This window comes from Variovorax sp. BGA-UO-ETr-C22, assembly GCF_059567965.1.
Genome location: NZ_JCAQPA010000011.1, coordinates 1,516,621 through 1,537,253, shown reverse-complemented (window position 1 = coordinate 1,537,253; position 20,633 = coordinate 1,516,621). Strand labels below are relative to the sequence as shown.

General features: G+C 64.2%; 25 protein-coding genes and 1 tRNA gene. 16 read left to right on the top strand and 10 right to left on the bottom strand.

What is annotated here, in order from left to right; translation table 11 throughout:
* Nucleotides 1–10 precede the first annotated feature (10 nt).
* From AC57B8_RS27315 to AC57B8_RS27300, 4 genes are all read right to left on the bottom strand, one after another.
* The gene (locus tag AC57B8_RS27315) at nucleotides 11–787 is read right to left on the bottom strand and encodes a UDP-2,3-diacylglucosamine diphosphatase (RefSeq protein WP_496481315.1); all 777 of its coding nucleotides are present in this window, start codon (nucleotides 785–787) and stop codon (nucleotides 11–13) included.
* A gap of 25 nt (nucleotides 788–812) precedes the next feature.
* Nucleotides 813–1,325 carry a peptidylprolyl isomerase gene (locus AC57B8_RS27310; protein WP_070060416.1) on the bottom strand — a complete coding sequence of 171 codons (513 nt, stop codon included), beginning with the start codon at nucleotides 1,323–1,325 and terminating at the stop codon, nucleotides 813–815.
* A gap of 27 nt (nucleotides 1,326–1,352) precedes the next feature.
* On the bottom strand, nucleotides 1,353–1,949 hold the full coding sequence (locus AC57B8_RS27305; protein WP_496481314.1) for a peptidylprolyl isomerase: 597 nt from the start codon (nucleotides 1,947–1,949) through the stop codon (nucleotides 1,353–1,355).
* 97 nt (nucleotides 1,950–2,046) lie between these two features.
* On the bottom strand, nucleotides 2,047–2,637 hold the full coding sequence (locus tag AC57B8_RS27300) for a tetratricopeptide repeat protein (RefSeq protein ID WP_062480948.1): 591 nt from the start codon (nucleotides 2,635–2,637) through the stop codon (nucleotides 2,047–2,049).
* 197 nt (nucleotides 2,638–2,834) lie between these two features.
* On the opposite strand from AC57B8_RS27300, the gene cysS reads away from it, so the two are divergent.
* The 6 genes from cysS to AC57B8_RS27270 all read left to right on the top strand — a co-directional run bounded on the left by cysS (nucleotide 2,835) and on the right by AC57B8_RS27270 (nucleotide 8,459).
* Nucleotides 2,835–4,211: a cysteine--tRNA ligase gene (gene cysS, locus AC57B8_RS27295; RefSeq protein WP_496481313.1), complete on the top strand. Its 1,377-nt coding sequence runs from the start codon at nucleotides 2,835–2,837 to the stop codon at nucleotides 4,209–4,211.
* Nucleotides 4,208–4,879, top strand: a complete 672-nt coding sequence (locus tag AC57B8_RS27290) for a DNA-3-methyladenine glycosylase family protein (protein WP_095947831.1) — start codon at nucleotides 4,208–4,210, stop codon at nucleotides 4,877–4,879. The genes cysS and AC57B8_RS27290 overlap by 4 nt, the downstream gene beginning before the upstream one ends.
* Nucleotides 4,880–5,036: 157 nt before the next feature.
* The gene (locus AC57B8_RS27285; RefSeq protein WP_056582036.1) at nucleotides 5,037–6,017 is read left to right on the top strand and encodes an acetyl-CoA carboxylase carboxyltransferase subunit alpha; all 981 of its coding nucleotides are present in this window, start codon (nucleotides 5,037–5,039) and stop codon (nucleotides 6,015–6,017) included.
* Between the two features lie 20 nt (nucleotides 6,018–6,037).
* The gene (tilS, locus tag AC57B8_RS27280) at nucleotides 6,038–7,015 is read left to right on the top strand and encodes a tRNA lysidine(34) synthetase TilS (protein WP_496481312.1); all 978 of its coding nucleotides are present in this window, start codon (nucleotides 6,038–6,040) and stop codon (nucleotides 7,013–7,015) included.
* 55 nt (nucleotides 7,016–7,070) lie between these two features.
* Nucleotides 7,071–8,339, top strand: a complete 1,269-nt coding sequence (locus AC57B8_RS27275) for an aspartate kinase (RefSeq protein ID WP_496481311.1) — start codon at nucleotides 7,071–7,073, stop codon at nucleotides 8,337–8,339.
* Between the two features lie 27 nt (nucleotides 8,340–8,366).
* A tRNA-Ser gene (locus AC57B8_RS27270) sits at nucleotides 8,367–8,459 on the top strand.
* Here AC57B8_RS27270 and AC57B8_RS27265 read toward each other — a convergent pair.
* Complete coding sequence (locus AC57B8_RS27265) at nucleotides 8,427–8,786, bottom strand: hypothetical protein (protein WP_496481310.1); 360 nt, start codon at nucleotides 8,784–8,786, stop codon at nucleotides 8,427–8,429. The genes AC57B8_RS27270 and AC57B8_RS27265 overlap by 33 nt on opposite strands.
* 490 nt (nucleotides 8,787–9,276) lie before the next feature.
* Between AC57B8_RS27265 and AC57B8_RS27260 the strand changes: the two genes are divergently transcribed.
* The 8 genes from AC57B8_RS27260 (at nucleotide 9,277) to AC57B8_RS27225 (ending at nucleotide 15,661) form a co-directional block, all read left to right on the top strand.
* Complete coding sequence (locus AC57B8_RS27260; protein ID WP_496481309.1) at nucleotides 9,277–9,627, top strand: hypothetical protein; 351 nt, start codon at nucleotides 9,277–9,279, stop codon at nucleotides 9,625–9,627.
* Between the two features lie 863 nt (nucleotides 9,628–10,490).
* On the top strand, nucleotides 10,491–10,715 hold the full coding sequence (locus tag AC57B8_RS27255; protein ID WP_496481308.1) for a hypothetical protein: 225 nt from the start codon (nucleotides 10,491–10,493) through the stop codon (nucleotides 10,713–10,715).
* Nucleotides 10,716–10,926: 211 nt separating this feature from the next.
* Nucleotides 10,927–12,321, top strand: coding sequence for a hypothetical protein (locus AC57B8_RS27250; RefSeq protein WP_496481307.1), 1,395 nt, complete (start codon nucleotides 10,927–10,929; stop codon nucleotides 12,319–12,321).
* Nucleotides 12,322–12,386: 65 nt separating this feature from the next.
* Nucleotides 12,387–12,674 carry a hypothetical protein gene (locus AC57B8_RS27245; protein WP_496481306.1) on the top strand — a complete coding sequence of 96 codons (288 nt, stop codon included), beginning with the start codon at nucleotides 12,387–12,389 and terminating at the stop codon, nucleotides 12,672–12,674.
* A 121-nt stretch (nucleotides 12,675–12,795) separates the two neighbouring features.
* Nucleotides 12,796–12,972, top strand: coding sequence for a hypothetical protein (locus AC57B8_RS27240; RefSeq protein ID WP_496481305.1), 177 nt, complete (start codon nucleotides 12,796–12,798; stop codon nucleotides 12,970–12,972).
* Nucleotides 12,969–13,874: a zonular occludens toxin domain-containing protein gene (locus tag AC57B8_RS27235; RefSeq protein ID WP_496481304.1), complete on the top strand. Its 906-nt coding sequence runs from the start codon at nucleotides 12,969–12,971 to the stop codon at nucleotides 13,872–13,874. The genes AC57B8_RS27240 and AC57B8_RS27235 overlap by 4 nt, the downstream gene beginning before the upstream one ends.
* Nucleotides 13,875–14,031: 157 nt before the next feature.
* Nucleotides 14,032–14,955: a rolling circle replication-associated protein gene (locus AC57B8_RS27230; RefSeq protein WP_496481303.1), complete on the top strand. Its 924-nt coding sequence runs from the start codon at nucleotides 14,032–14,034 to the stop codon at nucleotides 14,953–14,955.
* 118 nt (nucleotides 14,956–15,073) lie between these two features.
* Nucleotides 15,074–15,661: a recombinase family protein gene (locus AC57B8_RS27225; protein WP_496481302.1), complete on the top strand. Its 588-nt coding sequence runs from the start codon at nucleotides 15,074–15,076 to the stop codon at nucleotides 15,659–15,661.
* Between the two features lie 149 nt (nucleotides 15,662–15,810).
* Here AC57B8_RS27225 and AC57B8_RS27220 read toward each other — a convergent pair whose 3' ends face one another.
* The 5 genes from AC57B8_RS27220 to AC57B8_RS27200 all read right to left on the bottom strand — a co-directional run bounded on the left by AC57B8_RS27220 (nucleotide 15,811) and on the right by AC57B8_RS27200 (nucleotide 17,844).
* Nucleotides 15,811–16,032 (bottom strand): hypothetical protein, encoded by a 222-nt coding sequence (locus tag AC57B8_RS27220; protein WP_095745044.1) that lies wholly within the window; start codon nucleotides 16,030–16,032, stop codon nucleotides 15,811–15,813.
* Nucleotides 16,033–16,062: 30 nt separating this feature from the next.
* Complete coding sequence (locus AC57B8_RS27215; RefSeq protein WP_070060422.1) at nucleotides 16,063–16,338, bottom strand: hypothetical protein; 276 nt, start codon at nucleotides 16,336–16,338, stop codon at nucleotides 16,063–16,065.
* A gap of 130 nt (nucleotides 16,339–16,468) precedes the next feature.
* Nucleotides 16,469–17,002 (bottom strand): nucleoside 2-deoxyribosyltransferase, encoded by a 534-nt coding sequence (locus tag AC57B8_RS27210; RefSeq protein WP_095745045.1) that lies wholly within the window; start codon nucleotides 17,000–17,002, stop codon nucleotides 16,469–16,471.
* 59 nt (nucleotides 17,003–17,061) lie between these two features.
* Nucleotides 17,062–17,499: a hypothetical protein gene (locus AC57B8_RS27205; RefSeq protein WP_493192501.1), complete on the bottom strand. Its 438-nt coding sequence runs from the start codon at nucleotides 17,497–17,499 to the stop codon at nucleotides 17,062–17,064.
* A 138-nt stretch (nucleotides 17,500–17,637) separates the two neighbouring features.
* Entirely contained in the window at nucleotides 17,638–17,844 is a 207-nt protein-coding gene (locus AC57B8_RS27200) for a hypothetical protein (protein WP_095745046.1), read from the bottom strand.
* Between the two features lie 184 nt (nucleotides 17,845–18,028).
* Here AC57B8_RS27200 and AC57B8_RS27195 point away from each other — a divergent pair, with 184 nt between their 5' ends.
* On the top strand, nucleotides 18,029–18,757 hold the full coding sequence (locus AC57B8_RS27195; protein WP_496481301.1) for a LuxR C-terminal-related transcriptional regulator: 729 nt from the start codon (nucleotides 18,029–18,031) through the stop codon (nucleotides 18,755–18,757).
* 11 nt (nucleotides 18,758–18,768) lie between these two features.
* On the top strand, nucleotides 18,769–20,616 hold the full coding sequence (locus AC57B8_RS27190) for a sensor histidine kinase (RefSeq protein WP_496481300.1): 1,848 nt from the start codon (nucleotides 18,769–18,771) through the stop codon (nucleotides 20,614–20,616).
* The last annotated feature ends 17 nt before the right edge of the window (nucleotides 20,617–20,633 follow it).

Genomic DNA, 20,633 nt, shown 5'->3' with positions numbered 1-20,633 from the left:
TTCGGTGTGCTTACCGCAGGTCGACGCGCTGCGCGCCGGCGGCCGACAGGCACAGCAGTTGCGCGCGCGCCGGATGGGCGGCGGCGTCCCAATCGCTCAGCACGATGCGACGCAGGCCGTGGCCCAGGTCGTGGACGGCGGGGCGGTGGGTGTGGCCATGGATCAGCGCGCTGGCGCCCGCGTGCTGCAGCCATTGGCGGGCAGCGTGGGCGTCCACGTCGGCCCAGAGGGCCGAGGGGTCGCGCTTGCGGTCTTCGCTCTGTGCGCGGATGGCGCGGGCAAGCGCGCGGCGCTCTTCCAGCGGGCGCGCGAGGAACGCGGCCTGCCATTCGGGCGTGCGCACCTGGGCGCGAAACTGGAGGTAGTCGGTGTCTTCGAGGCAGAGCGCGTCGCCATGGCTCAGCAGCCAGCGTTCGCCGTGCAGCACCAGCACCGTGGGGTCGTCGAGCAGCGTCAGGCCGCTTTGTGCGGCAAAGGCCTTGCCGACGAGGAAGTCGCGATTGCCGTGCATGAAGAACACCGGCATGCGCTGCGCGGTGCGCTGCAGCAGTTCGGCGCACTGCGCCTCGAAGCCGGGCTGGGCGGCGGCATCGTCGCCCACCCACACCTCGAACAGGTCGCCGAGGATGACCAGCGCATCGGCCGGCGTGGTCTGCAGGTAGCCCTGCCAGGCCTCGAAGGTGGCCAGCTCGCTGGCCTGCAGGTGCAAGTCGGAAATCAGGTCGACGGTGCGCCACGCGGGCGGCGCCACCAGCTCGGAGAAAGCCGGGTTCGCCACCGGGGTCATGCCGCTGCGCCGTGCCTGAAGTGCATCACTCGACAGTGACGACTGCCTTTTCGATCACGACGTCCTCGAGGGGCACGTCGTCATGGAAGCCCTTGCGGCCCGTCTTCACGGCCTTGATCTTGTCGACGACATCGGTGCCGCCCGTGACCTTGCCGAACACCGCGTAGCCCCAGCCCTGGGCCGAGGGGGCGGTGTGGTTCAGGAAGCCGTTGTCGGCCACGTTGATGAAGAACTGGGCGGTGGCCGAGTGCGGTGCGCTCGTGCGGGCCATGGCCACGGTGTAGTTGGCGTTCTTGAGGCCGTTGTTGGCTTCGTTCTCGATCTCGGCGCCGGTGGGCTTTTGCTTCATGCCGGGCTCGAAACCGCCGCCTTGCACCATGAAGCCGGGGATCACGCGGTGGAACACCGTGTTGTCGTAGTGGCCCTTCTTCACGTACTCGATGAAGTTGGCGGTCGACTTCGGTGCCTTCACGCCGTCGAGTTCGAGCGTGATGACGCCGTAGTTCTTGATGTGCAGTTCGACTTGGGGGTTGCTCATGAGTTAGCTCCTTTTTCGGAAACGGGATTACTTCGCCAGCGTGGCGGACTTGATGGTGAGGGTTTCGACGGGCACGTTCTGCATGCCGCCCTTGTTGCCGGTCTGCACGGCGCGGATCTTGTCGACCACGTCGGTGCCGGCGACGACCTTGCCGAACACGGTGTAGCCGTAGCCGTCGGGGTTGGGCGCGTTGAGCGAATCGTTGTTCTTCACGTTGATGAAGAACTGCGAGGTGGCCGAATTGGGGTTGCCGGTGCGGGCCATCGCGATCGTGTACTTGTCGTTCTTCAGGCCGTTGTTGGCCTCGAGCGGGATCGGCGGGCGCGTGGGCTTTTGCTGCATGTCGGCCGTGAAGCCGCCGCCCTGGATCATGAAGCCGTCGATGACGCGGTGGAACACCGTGCCGTCGTAGTGCTTGTCCTTGACGTACTGCAGGAAGTTTTCGACCGTCTTGGGGGCCTTGGCCGCATCGAGCTCGACCACGATGTCGCCCGCCGAGGTGGCGAGCTTGACGCGCGGCGCCGCCTGCTGGGCGTGCGCGCCGGCGGCGGCACCGAGGGCCAGGGCCGCGGCCAGTGCGAGGGCGCCGCGGCGGCTGAAACGGGAAAGTGCAGAGGTCGTCAAATGAGGCTCCGTGTGCGGGTGGAGGGGAGGGCGGTGGGCCTGCGATGGCGCAGGTTGGGAGGCAACTGTGTGCGCACCGCCGGATTGCAAGAGGCTGTTACTTGGTCGTGCGGCCCACAGGCTTGCGCACTTCGGGCGGCGCGGCCGGCAGCACGGCCGCATCGGCCGCGGCCTTGGGCGTGAAGATCTGGCGGATCAGCGCGAGCTTGGGCGCGACGCTCGCATTGGTGGTGGCGAACTGCTGGGCGCGCTGGTATTCCTGGGCCGCCAGGCGTGCATACACGTCGCCGAGGTTCTCGTGCGCGGTGGCGTAGTTGGGGCTGAGCTTGAGCGCGGTTTCGAGCGCGGCGCGGGCCTGGTCGAACTTGCTTTGCGACGCGTACAGGGCCGCGAGGTTGTTGTACGGCTCGGGCAGTTCAGGGAAGTCCTGCGTGAGCTGCGTGAACGCGGTGATCGCGTCGGCGGTCTTGTTCTGCTCGGTGAGGATCACGCCGCGCAGGAAGCGCATCTGCGGGTCGCGCGGCTTGCCGGCGATGTAGGTGTCGGCCTTGGCCAGCGCCTCGGCGGACTTGCCCTGGCGCAGCAGGAGGTTGACGTCGTCGTAGTCGTTGGCGTGCGCGGCGAAGCCCCACAGACCGAACAGCAGTGCAAAGGCGATGGGGAGTCTGGAGAACGCGGCGTGCTTCATGAAGCCTCGGCAGGATTGGGGGGGGAGCGGGGGCCTGGAGAACACCCGGATGCTGCGCGGCGGCAGCCGTTTATACTGCGTCGCATTGTAGCCGAGGGGCCACGTCGAACCCCTCGTAGCCACGCCCCCCGTCACCCCTGAAATACACCGTTGCTCGCCCGTACCGCACGTGCGCGAATCAACGCTTTCCGAGTCCCATGAGTCTGCGCATCTACAACACGCTGTCGCGTGAATTGGAGGATTTCTCCCCCCTGCAACCTGGACAGGTTCGCATGTACGTGTGCGGCATGACCGTCTATGACCTGTGCCACATCGGCCACGCCCGCATGATGATGGCGTTCGACGTGGTGCAGCGCTGGCTGCGCGCCAGCGGCTATGCCGTGACCTACGTGCGCAACATCACCGACATCGACGACAAGATCATCGCCCGTGCGGTCCAGCGCGGCATCACCATCCGCGCGCTGACCGACGAGGTGATCGCGGCCATGCACGAGGACATCGGTGCGCTGCGCATCGAGCCGCCCACCATCGAGCCGCGTGCCACCGAATACGTGCCGCAGATGCTCGGCATCATCGAGACGCTGGAACGCAAGGGCCTGGCCTACCGCTCGGACAACGGCGACGTGAACTACGCCGTGCGCAAGTTCCCCGGCTACGGCAAGCTCTCGGGCAAGTCGCTCGACGAACTGCACGCCGGCGAACGCGTCGCGGTGCTCGACGGCAAGCAGGACCCGCTCGACTTCGTGCTCTGGAAATCCGCCAAGCCGACCGAGCCTGACGACGCCAAGTGGGACAGCCCCTTCGGCACCGGCCGTCCGGGCTGGCACATCGAGTGCTCGGCCATGAGCTGCGCCACGCTCGGAGAGACCTTCGACATCCACGGGGGCGGCGCCGACCTGCAGTTCCCGCACCACGAGAACGAAATCGCGCAAAGCGAAGGCGCCAACGGCAAGCCGCTGTCGCGCTTCTGGGTGCACAACGGCTTCGTGCGCGTGGACAACGAGAAGATGTCCAAGAGCCTGGGCAACTTCTTCACCATCCGCGAAGTGCTGCAGAAGTACGACGCCGAGAGCCTGCGTTTCTTCCTCGTGCGCACGCATTACCGCAGCGCGCTGAACTACAGCGACGCGCACCTCGACGACGCGCGCAACTCACTCAAGCGCCTGTACACCGCGATCGACCTGGTGGCGCCCGCGACCGTGGTCATCGACTGGACGCAGCCCCACGCGGCGCGTTTCAAGGCGGCAATGGACGAGGACTTCGGTACGCCCGAAGCCATCGCCGTGCTGTTCGAGCTGGCCGGCGAAGTCAATCGCACGAAGTCTGCAGACACCGCAGGCCTGCTCAAGGCGCTGGCCGGCACGCTCGGGTTGCTGCAAGGCGATCCGAAGGCGTTCCTGCAGGCGGGCACCACGCTCGACGAAGCCACCATCCAGGCGAAGATCGATGCACGCGCGGCGGCCAAGGCGGCGAAGAATTTCGCCGAAGCCGATCGCATTCGGCAGGAACTCCTCGAGCAGGGCATCGTGCTCAAGGATTCGCCCACGGGAACGACCTGGGCGGCTGCACAGTGAACGGAACGACGAACCCCGTACCCGCCACCCAGCAGACCAGCGTGCGCATCTACACGCCGGACTATTGGGAGGAAGCCTGCAAGCACCTGGCCAAGAAAGACCGCGTGATGAAGCGGCTCATTCCGAAGTTCGGCGAGGCCTGCCTCGAATCGCGCGGCGACGCCTTCACCACGCTGGCGCGCAGCATCGTGGGCCAGCAGATCTCGGTGAAGGCCGCGCAGTCGACCTGGGACAAGTTCGCGGCGCTGCCGCGCAAGCTCACGCCGGCCAACGTGCTCAAGCTCAAGGTCGACGACATGCGCGGCGCCGGGTTGTCGGCGCGCAAGATCGAATACCTGGTCGACCTGGCCCTGAATTTCGATTCGGGCACCGTGCACGTCGATCGCTGGAAAGACATGTCGGACGAACTCATCATCGAGGAGCTCGTGGCCATCCGCGGCATCAGCCGCTGGACCGCCGAGATGTTCCTCATCTTCCACCTGATGCGCCCGAACGTGCTGCCGGTCGACGACCAGGGCCTGCTCAACGGCATCAGCGTGAACTATTTTTCGGGCGACCCGGTCAGCCGCAGCGATGCCCGCGATGTCGCCGTGGCCTGGGCGCCGTATTGCAGCGTGGCGACTTGGTATATTTGGCGATCGCTGGACCCCGTGCCGGTCGTTTACTAAGGATCACCCCCAGGCTTCGCGCACTTCGTGTCGCTTCGCCAACCCCCTTCGAGGGGGCAACACCGCAGGCCCGGCAAAGCCGGTTCCTCGGTGTTTCTGGAATAAATGCAAAAGAGCCGGATGGCCGGTCAATTGATGAAATAAACAGGAGAAGACGTTGGCGAAACGAACCTTCCTCGACTTCGAGCAGCCCATTGCTGAACTCGAAACAAAGATCGAAGAACTGCGTTATGTACAGACCGAATCGGCGGTCGACATCTCGGAAGAAATCGATCAGCTCGGCAAGAAAAGCCAGCAACTCACCAAAGACATCTACAGCGACCTGACGCCCTGGCAGATCACCAAGATCGCGCGGCATCCGGAGCGCCCGTACACGCTCGACTACGTCAACGAAATCTTCACGGACTTCGTCGAGCTGCATGGCGACCGCCATTTCTCGGACGACCTGTCGATCGTCGGTGGCCTGGCGCGCTTCAACGGCGTGCCCTGCATGGTGCTCGGTCACCAGAAGGGCCGCGACACGAAGGAGCGCACCGCGCGCAACTTCGGCATGAGCAAGCCCGAGGGTTACCGCAAGGCGCTGCGTCTCATGAAGACGGCCGAGAAATTCAAGCTGCCGGTGTTCACCTTCGTCGATACGCCCGGCGCCTACCCCGGCATCGACGCCGAAGAGCGCGGCCAGTCGGAAGCCATCGGCCGCAATATTTTCGAGATGGCGCAGCTCGAGGTACCCATCATCGTCACCATCATCGGTGAAGGCGGTTCGGGCGGCGCGCTGGCCATTTCGGTCGGCGACCAGCTCGTGATGCTGCAGTACTCGATCTACTCCGTGATCAGCCCCGAAGGCTGCGCGTCCATTCTCTGGAAGACCAGCGACAAGGCGCAGGAAGCGGCCGATGCACTGGGCATCACGGCGCACCGTCTGAAGGCGCTGGGCCTGGTCGACAAGATCGTCAACGAACCCGTCGGCGGCGCGCACCGCGACCATCGCCAGATGGCTGCATTCCTCAAGCGCGCGCTCAACGACGCCTTCCGCCAGGTCAGCGACCTGAAGACGAAGGAACTGCTGGACCGCCGCTACGAGCGCCTGCAGAGCTACGGCCGGTTCAACGACACCAAGGCCGACAACAGCCGCTGAGCGGCTTTCCCTTTTCCATCATGAGCGAAGCCTTCGAACGCGCCATGGCCGCGTTCGAACCGGCCTGCCTGCCGCTGGCCGTCGGCTTCAGCGGCGGTGCGGATTCGACCGCCTTGCTCGCGGCCTGCGCGGCGCGTTGGCCGGGGCAGGTGATCGCCTTTCACGTGCACCATGGCCTGCAGACAGCGGCCGACGACTTCGAGCGGCAGTGTGCGCAGGTCTGCGAACAGCTCGGCGTGCCGCTGGTGACGCACCGGGTCGACGCGCGGCATGCCTCAGGCGACAGTCCCGAGGATGCGGCACGACGCGCACGCTATCAGGCGTATGCCGCCATGGCGCAAGCCGATGGGGCGCGGCCTGCCGTGTCGTCCATTGCGCTGGGGCACCATGCCGACGACCAGGTCGAAACACTGCTGCTGGCGCTGTCCCGCGGCGCCGGCCTGCCGGGCCTGGCCGCGATGCCTGCGCATGCTGTGCGCGACGGATTGAACATCCATCGACCGTTGCTTGCGGTGCCGGTGGCCGATATCCGGGACTGGCTTGCGCACAAGCAGTTGCCGTGGATCGAAGACCCGAGCAACGCCGACGCACGCTACACCCGCAACCGCATTCGCGCCGTGCTGCTGCCTGCATTGGCAGAAGCCTTTCCCCAGTTCCGTGCCACCTTCGCGCGCAGCATCGGCCACGCGGCGCAGGCTCAGCAACTGCTGGGCGAACTGGCGACGCAAGACCTCGCCGCGGTAGGCGAGCCGCCCCAGATCCGACCGCTGCAGGCGCTGTCCCGCGCGCGGCAGGCCAACGTGCTACGTCACTGGCTGATGCAGTCGCACGGCTGCGCACCGAGTGCGGCGCAGCTCGACCAGCTGCTGGACCAGGTCCGCGCTTGCACCACGCGCGGCCACCGCATCCACCTCAAGGTGGGCGCGGGCTTTGCCGAGCGCAGGGGAGAGCGGCTGCATTGGTACAATGCCCCGCCCTCGCTGAAGACTTCGCTCTGACGGCTTGCAGGGCGCCGCTTTCCAGGCGGCCCTTTATCTTTCTCTGATTTCATCCATGGCATTGATCGTTCACAAATATGGCGGCACGTCGATGGGCTCGACCGAGCGCATCCGCAATGTCGCCAAGCGCGTCGCCAAATGGGCGCGTGCGGGTCACCAGATGATCGTGGTGCCCAGCGCCATGAGCGGCGAAACCAACCGCCTGCTCGGTCTTGCCAAGGAGCTCTCGCCGGGCAAACCCGGCGTGGCCTATCACCGCGAACTCGACATGCTCGCCGCCACCGGCGAACAGGCCTCGTCGGCACTGCTGGCAATGGCGCTGCAGGCCGAGGGCGCAGAGTCTGTGAGCTACGCGGGCTGGCAGGTGTCGGTGCGCACCGACAACTCGTACACCAAGGCCCGCATCGAGAGCATCGACGACGCCAAGGTGCGCGCCGACCTCGCGGCCGGCCGTGTCGTGGTCATCACCGGTTTCCAGGGCGTGGACGACGAGGGCAACATCACCACGCTGGGCCGTGGCGGCAGCGACACCTCGGCCGTGGCCATCGCAGCGGCCATGAAGGCCAGCGAGTGCCTGATCTACACCGACGTCGACGGCGTCTACACCACCGACCCGCGCGTCGAACCCGATGCGCGCCGCCTGACCACCGTGAGCTTCGAAGAGATGCTCGAGATGGCCAGCCTCGGCTCCAAGGTGCTGCAAATCCGCTCGGTGGAATTCGCCGGCAAGTACAAGGTGCCGCTGCGTGTGCTCTCGAGCTTCACCGCATGGGACATCGACATCAATGAAGAGGCCAAGTCCGGCACGCTGATCACTTTCGAGGAAGACGAAAACATGGAACAAGCCGTCGTATCCGGCATCGCATTCAATCGCGACGAAGCCAAGATCTCGGTGCTCGGCGTGCCCGACAAGCCGGGCATCGCGTACCACATCCTCGGTGCCGTGGCAGACGCCAACATCGAAGTCGACGTGATCATCCAGAACCTCAGCAAGGACGGCAAGACCGACTTCAGCTTCACCGTGCATCGCAACGAGTTCGCGCGCACGGTCGAGCTGCTGGAGTCGAAGGTGATGCCTTCGCTGGGCGCCACCGAAATCGTGGGTGACACCAAGATCTGCAAGGTCAGCATCGTGGGCATCGGCATGCGCAGCCACGTGGGTGTCGCGAGCAAGATGTTCCGTGTGTTGAGCGAAGAGGGCATCAACATCCAGATGATCTCGACCAGCGAAATCAAGACCTCGGTCGTGATCGACGAAAAATATATGGAATTGGCGGTGCGCGCACTGCATAAAGCGTTCGATCTGGACCAACCGAGCGCTTAAGTAATGGCATAATTGCGGTTGCTTTCAGGAACTGTGACCGAGTGGCCGAAGGTGCTCCCCTGCTAAGGGAGTATGGGGTGTAGAGCCTCATCGAGGGTTCGAATCCCTCCGGTTCCGCCAAAATGAAGAAGCCCCGTTGATCGTTTGATCGGCGGGGCTTTTTTCTTGCTCTGGGAATGCTGCCAGCATGGCTTTGAAGCCATCGGCGGCTTTTTTTTCGTCTTCGTTCTCCGACTCTGCGAGGTCTTCGGCCATCGCGGTCATGAACGCATGCACGGGGTCTTCTCCGAGGACGGCTCTGAGTTTTCCTCTCACGCGCCAGTTGCAGGGGCGTGTTCCCTGTTTCATTTGGATCAGTGTCGGCGCGGCCATGTCCAGTAGTTTTGCCAGTTTGGCTTGGCTGCCTGCGACTTTGGCTGCTGCTTCGATGAGTTCTTTTGCGTCCATGGGTGTAGCAATTTGCTTCTGGGTGTGATAGGCTGCTACCTATAGCAATTTGCTACTGGTAGCTGATTGCTCATTTTAGGAGCCGCCATGTCCCTTGCCCATATCTCATTCGCTGCTGAAGAGCGGCACATTGCCTGTCCTCCCCCACCTGCTTCGGCTAACGGCTCGGTCCTGAGCTTGGCGGCTCCTGCTGAGCCCGGGGTGGGGGTGGACACCTCTAGCGCTCGGGTTCGCGCCAGAGTTCGTAAGGGTCGGGCTGTGCAGCTTGATCTCTTCTCTCGGGCGGACGGCGGGTCTTCATCCGTTTCATCGTCCATGCAAGCGCGAGCACGGCTACGCCGAAAGCTAGTGATACGGCCAGCAGTAGGCCTAGGACCGGTGGTGCGTTCATTTCCGAAGGGTAGCGCGTAACTCGCCAGCTCGTAGCTCTGCGAGTCAGGGTTACCGGCTGGCACGTTCGCCAGTTCATCGCTCAAACCGGAGCCTATCCATGTCGAATTTTTCCTCCACCCTCCAAGTCCTCGTTATCGAGGAACAGACAGCAAAAAAGGTCAACCCGGACACGGGTCTGCCCAACAAGTGGAAGGTCGCACGCTGTGCGCTTCTCGATGACGCGGGCGAGGTCATCAACGTGGGTCGCCTGCGTGTTCCTCGCGACCTCGACGCCACCATCGCGCGCGGCACCTTCCGCGCTACCTTCGCCCTCGGTGTGCCGGACTGGGGTGACAGCAAGGGCGACATCATGGCCATGCTGACGGCCCTCACGCCCGTCCAGCTGCGTGCACAGCAGATCGGTGCTGCTGCCCCCGCTCCTGCTGTTTCGGGCACGTCCAAGATCTGACCGTGGTCCTCTCGTTTGAGACAGCCACCCTCGTGCTCTGCCTCTCGGTGGTGCTCTTGGGTGCTGGTGTCGGCTACTGCCGTCATCGTTGGGGCGCGTAATGACTGACCTGCAATTCGATCAGCTGCACGCCACGCTCAACGGCATTGGCGTCGTCATCATCTTTGCGCTCGGCTACATCGCGGGGCACATGCAATGACCAACCGGCTCATCGCATGGGCGCTGTTTCTCTCGTGCTGCTGGGGCGTCTACTCGTGGGCGCGCACGTGGAAAAACCCGTTCGCTGCGGTCCCTTCGGTCACCTCCGTCATGCCCGCGATGACGGACTGTAAAGAGGATTGCACGCAATGACCGGCATCGTTGCAGCGATGTTCGCCGCCTGGGCGCTCGGTTACGTCGCCGGCTGGAAGGTGCGCATGATCAAGGCGGCGTTCTATGCGGCGTAGCGGCGTGCCCCGGCTGTCCGAGCCCGTCGCTTTTCAGTTTGAAAAACTGGTGGGGCAAGCAGGGCGGTGGGCAACTTTTTTCGCAGAAAAAATTGTCCACGGCATCGCGCGTCAGTCGGAGTGTGGTCAACCCACGCACCCCGCAGGGGCTGTCCACACGCTTGACGTGTGGGCAGGTGGGTTGTCCACACGGGAGAGACTGGCGCGGCCTCTGAACACCCTTGCTCGCACCACAGCAAGCGGCGGTTCCCGAAGGAAACCGCAGGTTTCTGTAGGGAAGCGTCGCCGCCCCCACCGCGCGCTGCCGTCGTGCCGTGCCCATCGTCCTCGTTCTCTCCAGCCTTCAGCCGTGAGCGTTGCGTGCAGCGTTCATGGCCGCACGGTTGGTGCGGTTCAACCTCAACTAGGAGAAGTCAAGTGAACAAGTTTTCTCGTTTCGCCAAGCGTGCCGCTGCTGCGGTGGTTGCTGCTGGTGCCAGTGTTGCCGCGCTGGCTGCGGACCCCACCACCGCCCAAGAGGCTTTCGGTCAGGCCAGCACGGCCAATTCCGGCTTCGGCCCGGGCATGTGGGGTCTCGCAGCCGCGACGGTCGGCATCTTGATCGGCGTCAAGTGGATCAAGCGCGGTCGCGGCGCTGCCTAAGCCTCGGGCTTTTTCTGCTGCACACCCCTCGGGGTGTGTAGTGGTGAACGTCTGGAGCCCGTATGCATCGCTTAGCCCTCGTCCTTCTGGTACTCGCGCTCTCTGCGTGTGCCTCTTCGCATCGCTCTGCTGACCCTTTCAAGGATCGCATTCGCGCTTGTGGCACCGTCATCGGCACATGTGGGAGTCAGGTGTGGTGATGGTTTCTAGGTTGCTTCGATTCATCGCTGGCGCGATGCTCTTAGCTGCTTTTGGGAGTGCTCACGCGCTTTTGCCGGTGGCGCAGTGGCAGTATCGTCCCTACCCTGCGATGGGCATCGGCAACGGGCTCTATCCGTCGCCTGCTACGTTATGCGATGCCTATGCGGGCAAGCTGAAAGAAGTTCGGCAAGCTTCAAACCCGTCGCTGTCTGTTACGACGAGCGTGGCAAGTATCAGTTCGGCGGTCAATCCGGGTTCTTGTACGGTGACTGTTCGCTATGCCTCGGACAGTTCGGCGAATGAGACGCAAAATTTCGAGTGGGTCGGTAATCAATGTCCGGCATACAGCACGTCTGTCTCCGGAGGGTGTCAGTGCAACACTGGCTACAAGGAGAGTGGCGCTCAGTGTGTGCCGGACGTGAACAAGTGCACCCCGCAGATGAACAAGCCGCAAACGGTCAATTGGACGCTCGGCTGGACACGAACACCGGATGACAACGATTCGCGCTGGGTTGGTGGGCAAATGTCTGTGCCGCCGTCTGGTGGTATGGCATGTGTCGATGGCTGCGAAGTGGGGATCAACCTCACGTTGAGTGGTCCTCCGCAAAAGTCGCAGGTGCCGGGGGCGAACGGTCTCTATCGTGTGACGGCGCCGTTTGAGGGACTGGGGCGGGGCAGTGAGTGCACGCAGAACACCAAGGACACGGATAAGAGCACGCCGATCATGCCCTGCCCGGGTTATGTCGGTGAGGTTGATGGGAAGCTGGGTTGCTATGGCACAGCTGAGAAGCCGGTAACCACCGTGGATAAGCCTATGCCGGGTGGTCAAGCTCCGATTGCAGGGAACCCTCCAGCGGGCACGCCTGCGCCTGCTAGTAGCGGTGTCGGGCCGACGACGGGCGCAGGTCGTACCCCGACGACGGGCACGGGTGGCAACGATGGTGGGCCTGCAGCGGCGGCTACGGGTGGCAAGGGCGGCGGGGGAGGTGGCTCAGCGAGTGGTACTGGTACGACAAAGAACGCTGAGGGCAAAGAGGAGAAAGACCCATGTGGCGCGCCGGGTCAAGCTGTTTGCGCGGTGAAGGTTGACGAGAAGGGCATGCCTGAAGGTACGGGCACCACGTTTGACGATGCGAAGGCGAAGCTTGAAGAGACCAAGGGAAAGAATGAGCAGCAGCTAGCTAAGGCCTCAGGTCTGGGCGACAAGGGATTTCTGGAGCCTGCGCGCAATTTCTTTTGGGCGCCTCCCATTGCTGCATGTCAGGCGATGGTGTTGCCTCCCGTCTTCAACGGATTGAGTGTGGACCCTTGTGGTGTTGTGGATGGTGGTCGCACCATCATGGGTTTTCTTTGGGCTGCTGGTGGCCTGTTTTTGTGCCTCGGCATGATTAAAAGGAGCGTTTGATGCCATTGCTTGCTGCATTCATTGGGTCATTGGCCAGTGGGCTTGCGACTCTTCTGGCCACTCAGATGGCCTACACCACGGCATTGAAGGTTGCGGCTTACGCGACGTGGATCACCGTCGCTGCGGTCTTCTTTGCCTCGGTTTTCGTTTGCTGCTCGTCGCTGTATTCGATGATGAGTAATGCGTTCGGCACTGGTGGTGGGCAGAACAATTGGATTCAAATGTTCTGGGTTGGCCTTGGGATGTTCATCCCTGGCAATGCGAGTGCGGTGATCTCATGCGTTGCTTCGGTTTGGGTCGGTACGTCTGTGTGGCGCATTCAGCGTGTTGGTATCGAGAGTTTCTCGAAGTGAGGGCCGGTGATGTTGCTAGACCTCGCGTTGCTGCTCTTTGTGATGCTTCTTCTGGGCTGGTGCGGGATCATCCTCACGGCTTGTTTGCTGGCTCTCTGGGAGTCTCGTTATGAGTTGTGGCATGTGGCTCGGAACCTTTGGGCTCGTGGTGTTCGGAGCGTCGCTGCTAGCAGAGGTTGTTGCCGATACGCGCGACTACGTGCGGCGTGGATTCGTCGCTAGGCGTCCGGGGCGCTTCATGTTCCCTGGCTTCTTCGCGTTGCTGTTCTTTTACGTGCTCGGGTTGCTTGTGCAATGACCGACTACGCGCTGACCGGAAAGAAGGGCACCGGCAAGAGTAAGAACGCAGTCCGTCTCATCCGTGATAGATACCTGCGAAACAAGCGCAGGGTTGCGACGAACCTTGACATTGATCTGTTGCAGATGTTTGGGGCTCAATCGCGATGCACTTACGTTCGCGTGCCCGATAAGCCTAGTGCGTTCGATTTGCTTGCCGCTGGGCACGGGAACCCCGACACCTACGATGAAGATGAGAACGGGGGCATGTTCCTTGATGAGCTTGGCACGTGGCTCAACACCAGGACCTATGCTGACAAGGGCCGCGCTGATGTCCTTGATTTTTTCGCCCATGGTCGTAAGCATGGGTGGGATAACTGGTACATCATGCAGAACATCGGCCAGATCGATAAGCAGGTGCGCGAGTCGTTCATTGAGCAGACTGTGCGGCACACGCGATTCGACAAAGTGCGTGTGCCCTTCGTTGGTGGTCTGCTGTCGGCACTGTTTGGCGAGAAGGCGGGTTTTCTTCCTCGCTTCCACATGGCCGTGTATCGCATGGGCACGAACCCGCAGGATCTCGTTGCCAATCGCGCGACGTTCGTGGGCAAGGATCTGGAGAAGTGCTACGACACGCGGCAGGTCTTTCTCGTGGACTACCCCCATGGCACGCACTCGGTGCTGTCGCCCTGGCACACACACGGGCGCTATCTGGCTACGCCTGAGAAAACGTTATTGCAACGATGTGGCGAATGGGTTCGGGCCTTTCTCCATGTTGCGCCGCCCCCGCCGCTTGTGCGTCCGATCGCGAGGACACGGCCTGATGACGGCTGGTCTCGGGTTGCACGCCTGTGCCGATCCCTTTCTCCTGAACAGGCCCTCTGGGTCATGGCGAGGTATGCGCGGGCAAGTGGCGCGCGGTAGACCTGCGTTAGCGGGTCGGACGCGCGGCGCGCAGCGCCGCGCTAGATTTATCCAATAAACACTTTGGTACATCGGCGATTTCGACGCCACAAAGAGTGAGGCCCGCGACTGTCGGCAAACAGCCCGGGCCTCGTGACCACCACTAGGAGTAGTAGCGATGGCGATCATGATTCTCGACCACTTCGGGAAGTCGGTAAAGACTGCGGATTTTGTGTCTGGCCGCGCGCAGGGTGTGCGCGCTTACAGAGTCAAGCGCACTGGGCCGTTCAGGGTCAAGGGCCACGATCTTGGCAATGGACACCTCGAGGTGAGCTTTCGCCGCGGCGATGTGACGTATGAGCTCGACTGGAATCGCGTGATGATCCTCGACCATTTGGAGATGATGGATCGGTGGCGTGAAGAGTGCGAGGAGGAGCGCAGGCAGCGTGCCCTCAAGGTGGCCGCCAATCGCGCCAAAACGCGCGTTAGACAGCGTTGCAAGGCCATGGGGGCCGACACCTTGCTGACGCTCACGTACAAGGCCAATGAGACCGACCTGCAGCGTTGCAAAGCAGACCTCAAAGAGTTCAATCGCCGCATGCTGCGCGTGCTGCCTGATTTCTGCTTCATCGCGGCATTCGAGCACCAGGATCGTGGGGCATTGCATATCCACATGGCGACCCGTCGCATCCCGCGTGAGCTCAAGCGCTTCAATTCGACCGGGCAGGCGTACTACGTGAACAGCTACAACGTTATCCGGGCTGTGTGGCGCTCGGTCACCAAGGGGCGTCAAGGCAACATCGACGTGCAGCGCACCAAGCGCAATTCCACGCGCTCTCCGGCGCGCATCGCGACCTACATCGCCGGGTACATCATCAAAGAGTTCGCCGAGGGTGAGAAGTGGACCAACCGTTGGACCCAGTACGGGAAATGTGATGTGCCGGCGCCCGTCGACTTGGGCACCGTCGACAACGCTCTCGACGGGCTGACTACTGCCGTTGCTTGCCTGAACGGTGGCCACGTCATTGTTGATTTCGTTTTTTCGAAGTGGGGTGATTGGGGCTACATCTCGGCCGAGTCGCCTCCTAAGCGGAAGTCGTAAAACCCTGTTACATATGAGATATGGTTGTGGTGTCTCTGGGCCTAAGCGCGTAGGGGTTGGGCGTGTCTAGCGTTGGAGGTCGCGCCGTTGATCCCGCCTCGTGGAACGAGTTATGCCGATGATCGGATACGCGCGTGTGTCTACGCGTGAGCAGGAAACTGATTTGCAACTTGATGCTCTCCACCGAGCCGGTTGCGACGTTATTTTTCAGGAAAAGGCGAGCGGCGCGTCACAGCGAGGGCGGCCTGAGTTGGCGCGCTGCATTTCGTCGCTGACGCGGGGGGATGTGCTGGTGGTCTACAAGATAGACCGCATCGCGCGCAGTCTCTTCGATCTGCTCGACATATTGCGTCGGCTGGAGCGCGTCGGGGCGACTATCAAAAGCGTCACCGAGCCACTTGATACGACGAACAGCATGGGGGTCTTCGTCGTGCAGATACTGGGGGCTGTTGCCCAGTTGGAGCGGTCGATGATTCGTGAGCGATCTATTGCTGGCCAGCTCGCTGCCCGTGAACGGGGTAGGGTGCCAGGGCGAGTGCGGAACCTAGATCCCGAGACCGAGGCTCAGGTGGTTGCCGAATATCGCGTTGGAGGTGTGACGTACGGTGAGGTTGCGCGCAAGCACGGTGTTTCCGAGTCTGTTGTGAAGCGTGCGGTGTATCGCGTCACGAAGGGTCCGGACTACCTGAAGCGCGTCAAAATCTAGCGGCGAAAACATCCGGTTCCGCCAGGATTGGCTTCCTGATCACCTTGCAGTGATCAAACAGCCCAAAAGAGCCCCGCCAGTCGGGGCTTTTTTGCGTCCGCGCGCGACGCGTGCGCGTGGCTGCCCGCCGAAAAGGCGAGGCGATGTCTTCAGGACGGCTGCGGTTCGAGCGCGGACAGCGTCGCGATCGGCGCTGCGCCCACATGCAGTTCGCAAGGATCGCAAGGCACCGCAATCTGCCGGCCGTCGAAGCGCACCCGCACATGCGGATAGGTCGCTCCGGTGATGGTGCCGAGCCGGCCTTCGCAGACGACGCGATCGCCGCGACGGAACGACCGGCCGAACCGGAGCTTGATTTTTTCAAAACTCATTTCAGTGTCTCCTGGGTGTGCATCCGATGCTCAGCGCACCGGGTCGGGTTCGAGCGGTGGCCGCACGAGGGTCGCGGCCGTGTCCTGGAGGATCAGCGCGTGATCCGGGTCGTGGCTGAGGTAGGGGCTGGTCAGCAGCTGTCCGATCAGCCGGTCGAAGTGGTAGCGGACCTTGGCCGGCTCGGGGTGTGCGGCGTACAGCGCGCGCAGCATCGAGACGACGGCGCTGGTCTGCGTGGTCAGGACCTCCATGGAACCCAGGCGGCCCGCCGCTTCGAAAACTGCTTGTTGATCTGAGGGGGGCATCCGGGCCTCCTTTTTGGGGCGTTGGTGTGTCCAACGCAAAAAGAGGCTGAAAGGCTTACTTCGAGAGGCGTACTCCCCAGAATTGGTGATGCCTTGCCTTTGATTTGTGACTTATTTCACGAATTTCGATTCACTGCCGCTGAGCGGGCGCAGACCCCAACACCTCCGCCAGCACCCGCAAAGCGTCGGTCGCCAGGTCCGCAAAGCGCACCGAGCAGGCCAGCATGAGGTTCAGCGGCAGCCCGAAATCCTCGATCAGCGTGCCCTCGGGGTCGCGCAGGCTGCCGTCCGGGTCGCGGCCGACGACGCCGGCCGTGGCGGCGCGCTGCGCATAGGTGCCCGGCGGAACGCCATAGGCGGCTACCGGAAGACCCAGGGCGATGGCCACGCCGACCTCGAACACCGTGCCCGAGTCGGGCTCCAGCCCGCGAAACGGCGCGAGGTTGGCAATGACGCCGTCCGCCGACCGCAGCAGCTTCATGTTTTCCTCGTAGATCCGGCGCGCGGGGTCGGGGCCGGCCGCCTTGCCGTCGAACGGCGGCACGGCCGTCATGCCGAGCGCGTCGCAGGCCAGGGCCAGCGCGGCAAAGTACTGCGCGGCGTCGGGCCGGAACACGTCGGGGCCGGCAAGGTAGACCCGTGGACGCGTGGAAGAGGAGGGCATCTGTCGAGTATGCGACCGCCCCCGGCCAGCGCCAACGGGAAGGGCTGCGGCCCGGTTGGTTACTTCTTCATCGCCTTGACTTCGGCCATGCCCTTGCTTTCGTCTGCCTTGGCCTGCTTCACGCAGGTCGACTTGGCTTCGCCCTTCTGGTCGTCGCATCTTTCCTTGGCGACGCTGTAGGCCACTTCTACCTTGGCTTCGGCCACCTTGCGTGCGTTGCCGTCGCTGGGCTTCATCTTCTGGTCGAGCTCGGCCTTGGCGATCTTTTCCTTGCCCTTGGCTTCCTCGACGCAGACGTCCTTGGCGTTGTCCTTCATGGCATCGCAAGCGGCGCGGTCGGTCTTGTAGTCGGCCGAGATCTTGTCGCGGGCCGCCTTGTATTCGGCGACCGCCGGATCGACGGTGGCCGCGGGCGGCGGATTCACTTGCGCTTGCACCGACACAGCCGTGAGACAGGACACGGCAACGGCGCACATCCACATGAGCTTTCTTTGCATGGTCATCTCCTTGAAGGCGCCGGCGGTTGCCTCGTTGCGACAAGCGCAAGAGAACCGGCGCCCGAAAACCATCCTAGGAACCGACGGCGCGACAGCGGTAGGACGCCTCGCGAAGCCGCCGTCAGCGCATGCTGACGCTCAGTGGCCTTCCGTTGTAGCCTGCGCGCGCATCTCGCTGCGCAGGGCGCGCTGTCCCGAGGCCAGGGCGAGCTCGTAGCTCTCGACCGGGTCGAAGGCGCAGCGAAGGACGGTGGGATGCGCACCGTCGGTGTCGGTTTCGAGCAGCCGCCAGACAAAGGATCCGGGAGCCGGCTCGTCGATGATGAGTTCGATCGGATGTGTCATGGCCCCACCATGTCCGCTCGCGTGGTGCCTGTCTGTAGGCGAAGGCCGACCGATGCCGCGCCGCGTCGTCAGAACCCCCAGATCTGGTGATGGCCGCACAGTCGCTGCGAGGGGACACTGCAGCCTCGCGCGCGAAGCCTGGGTGATGATTCGGGCATGCTTGCCCCCTGTCCGAACGGTCCTGATGCCCGCTTTCCCTCCCCACCCCGACGGCCCGGCGATGACGCCGCCGCCCAGCCCCGACCTGCCGGCGCCCGTGCTCATCGTCGAGGACGACGCGCTGATGCAGCGGCGCATCGTCGGCATCCTGAACCAGCTGGGCTACGGCAACGACGTGCTGGTGCTCGCGGCCACGCTGGCCGATGCGCGCATCGAACTCGCGCGCCAGTCGTTCGCGCTGGCGTTGGTCGACCTGGGCCTGCCCGACGGCAACGGCGTGGAGCTGATCGCGCAGATGAGCGCGCCGACCGGTGCGGCAATGAGCGCCGACGACGGCCCCGGCATCCTCGTGATCTCCGCCTGGAGCACCGACGACCTCATCCTCAACGCGCTGCGCGCCGGCGCCACCGGCTACGTGCTCAAGGAGCGCGACGACCTGGAGTTGCTGCTGTCGATCCGCAGCGTGCTGCGCGGCGGGGCGCCGATCGATCCCTTCATCGCGCGCCGCATCCTCGACCTCACGCAGGCGCCGCCGGCCACGCCGGGGCGCGTCGGCGAAGATGTGCTGACCGCGCGCGAACTGCAGATCCTCCAGCTGGTTGCCGAAGGCCTGACCAACCGCGAGATAGCCGAGCAGATCTTCCTGTCGCGGCACACCGTCGAATGCCACATCAAGAACATCTACCGCAAGCTCACCGTTTCCTCGCGCACGCGCGCCGTTTTTGCAGCGCGTTCGCGTGGCTTGCTGGCCTGAGCCTGTGGTGGTTGTTCGCGCACACGGCATGGGCGGCCGAGGCGTGCGCGCCGCACATCGACAGCGTGCGGGCCGTGCGCGCCGCCGCCGGCGCGGGGCCTGAAGCACCGCCGCCCATCGACGGCTGGCAGCCGGTGACGCTGCCCGACCACTGGGCCAGGCGCTGGCCCGGCTTCGAAGGCATCGTGTGGTACCGCATCGACTGGCAACGCCCCTGCGCGGGCCGCGACGACGCGCCGCAGCTGGGCGTGGCCTTCGACTACCTGAGCATGGCCGGCGCGATCTCGCTGAACGACAACCTGCTCTGGCGCGACGCCAGCCTGGTCGAGCCGCTGAGCCGCAGCTGGAACACGCCGCGCGTCTTCTTCCTGCCGGCCGCCGCGTTGAACCCCGGCACCAACACGCTGTGGGTGCAGGTGGTGGGCGGCAGCATGTACGGCTCGGGGCTGGGCCGCGTGGTGCTCGGCCCGGCGGACGCGGCGGTGGCGTACCACGACGAACGCCGCCTGTTCGCGCGCGTGCTGCCCGCGGTCAACCTCGTCATCTCGATCACGCTGGGCTGCTTCTTCCTCGTGCTGTGGCTCATGCGCCGGCAAGAGGTCGCCTACGGCTGGTATGCGCTCAGCGCCATCGCCTGGCTGGTGTTCGCGAGCAACACCGTGGTCAGCACCCTGCCATGGCCGTTCGCCTCCACCGACGCCTGGTCGCGCTGGATCACGGCCTGGATGGTCCTGTACGTGAGCTGCTTTTGCATGTTCATGTGGCACTTCGGCGGCCAGCGCTTTCCGCGCCTGAGCCGCGCACTGTGGGCCGTGGCTGCGCTGGCCGTGGCGGCGATCGCACTGCTGCCGCAGCCCGCGCTGTCGGTCGCGACGCTGGCGGTGTTCATCGCGTACTCGCTGCTCTTCATGGCCGTGTGCGTGCAGTTCATCCTGCGCGCGCTCGATACGAAGAAAACCGAGCACCTGCTGCTGGCCTTGTGCGCCTTCGGCTTCCTGGTGGCCGCGGTGCACGACGCGCTGATGATCCTGCGCGTCATCGACGACCGTTTCGGCTACACCGTGGTCACGGCGCCGCTGATCATGATCGGCATGTCGCTGATCCTGGCGGGCGGCTTCACGCGCAGCCTGCGCCGCGTCGAGAACTTCAACGACGACCTCGCACGCGAAGTGCGCGGCGCGCGCACCGAGCTGGCCGACACGCTCAGCCGCGAACACCGGCTCGAACTCGACAACGTGCGGCTGCACGAGCGCCTGAGCGTGGCGCACGACCTGCACGACGGCCTGGGCAGTTCGCTGGTGCGCTCGATCGCGCTGGTGGAGCAGTCGGGCGAGGCGCTGCAGCGGCCGCAGTACCTGTCGATGTTCAAGTCGCTGCGCGACGACCTGCGCCAGATCATCGACACCCACAGCGGCGGCGCGGCCCCGGTCGCCGCCACGCCCACGCAATGGCTGGCGCCGATGCGCCACCGCTTCGGCCGCCTGTTCGAGGAGATGGGCGTGCGCAGCCACTGGCAGACGCCCGCGGCCTGGCCCTGTGCGCTGTCTGCGCGCCAGGTGCTGGGCCTCACGCGCCTGCTCGAGGAGGCGCTGGCCAACGTGGTGAAGCACAGCCGTGCGCGCACCCTGCGCGTGCAGCTGATGGCCGACGGCGAAGCGGGTGTGCTGCTGAGCGTCGAGGACGACGGCGTGGGCTTCGACGCGGTGACGGTCGCCTCATCGATCGGCGGGCTGGGCCTGCGCAGCATGCAGGCGCGCATGGCGCGCATCGGCGGCACGCTGCAGATCGACGCGGGCGATGGGGGCACGCGGCTGGCGGCGAGGGTGCAGGCACCCGTGACAGGCGCTGGCAGCAGCTGAGGCCCGCTGCGCGCGTG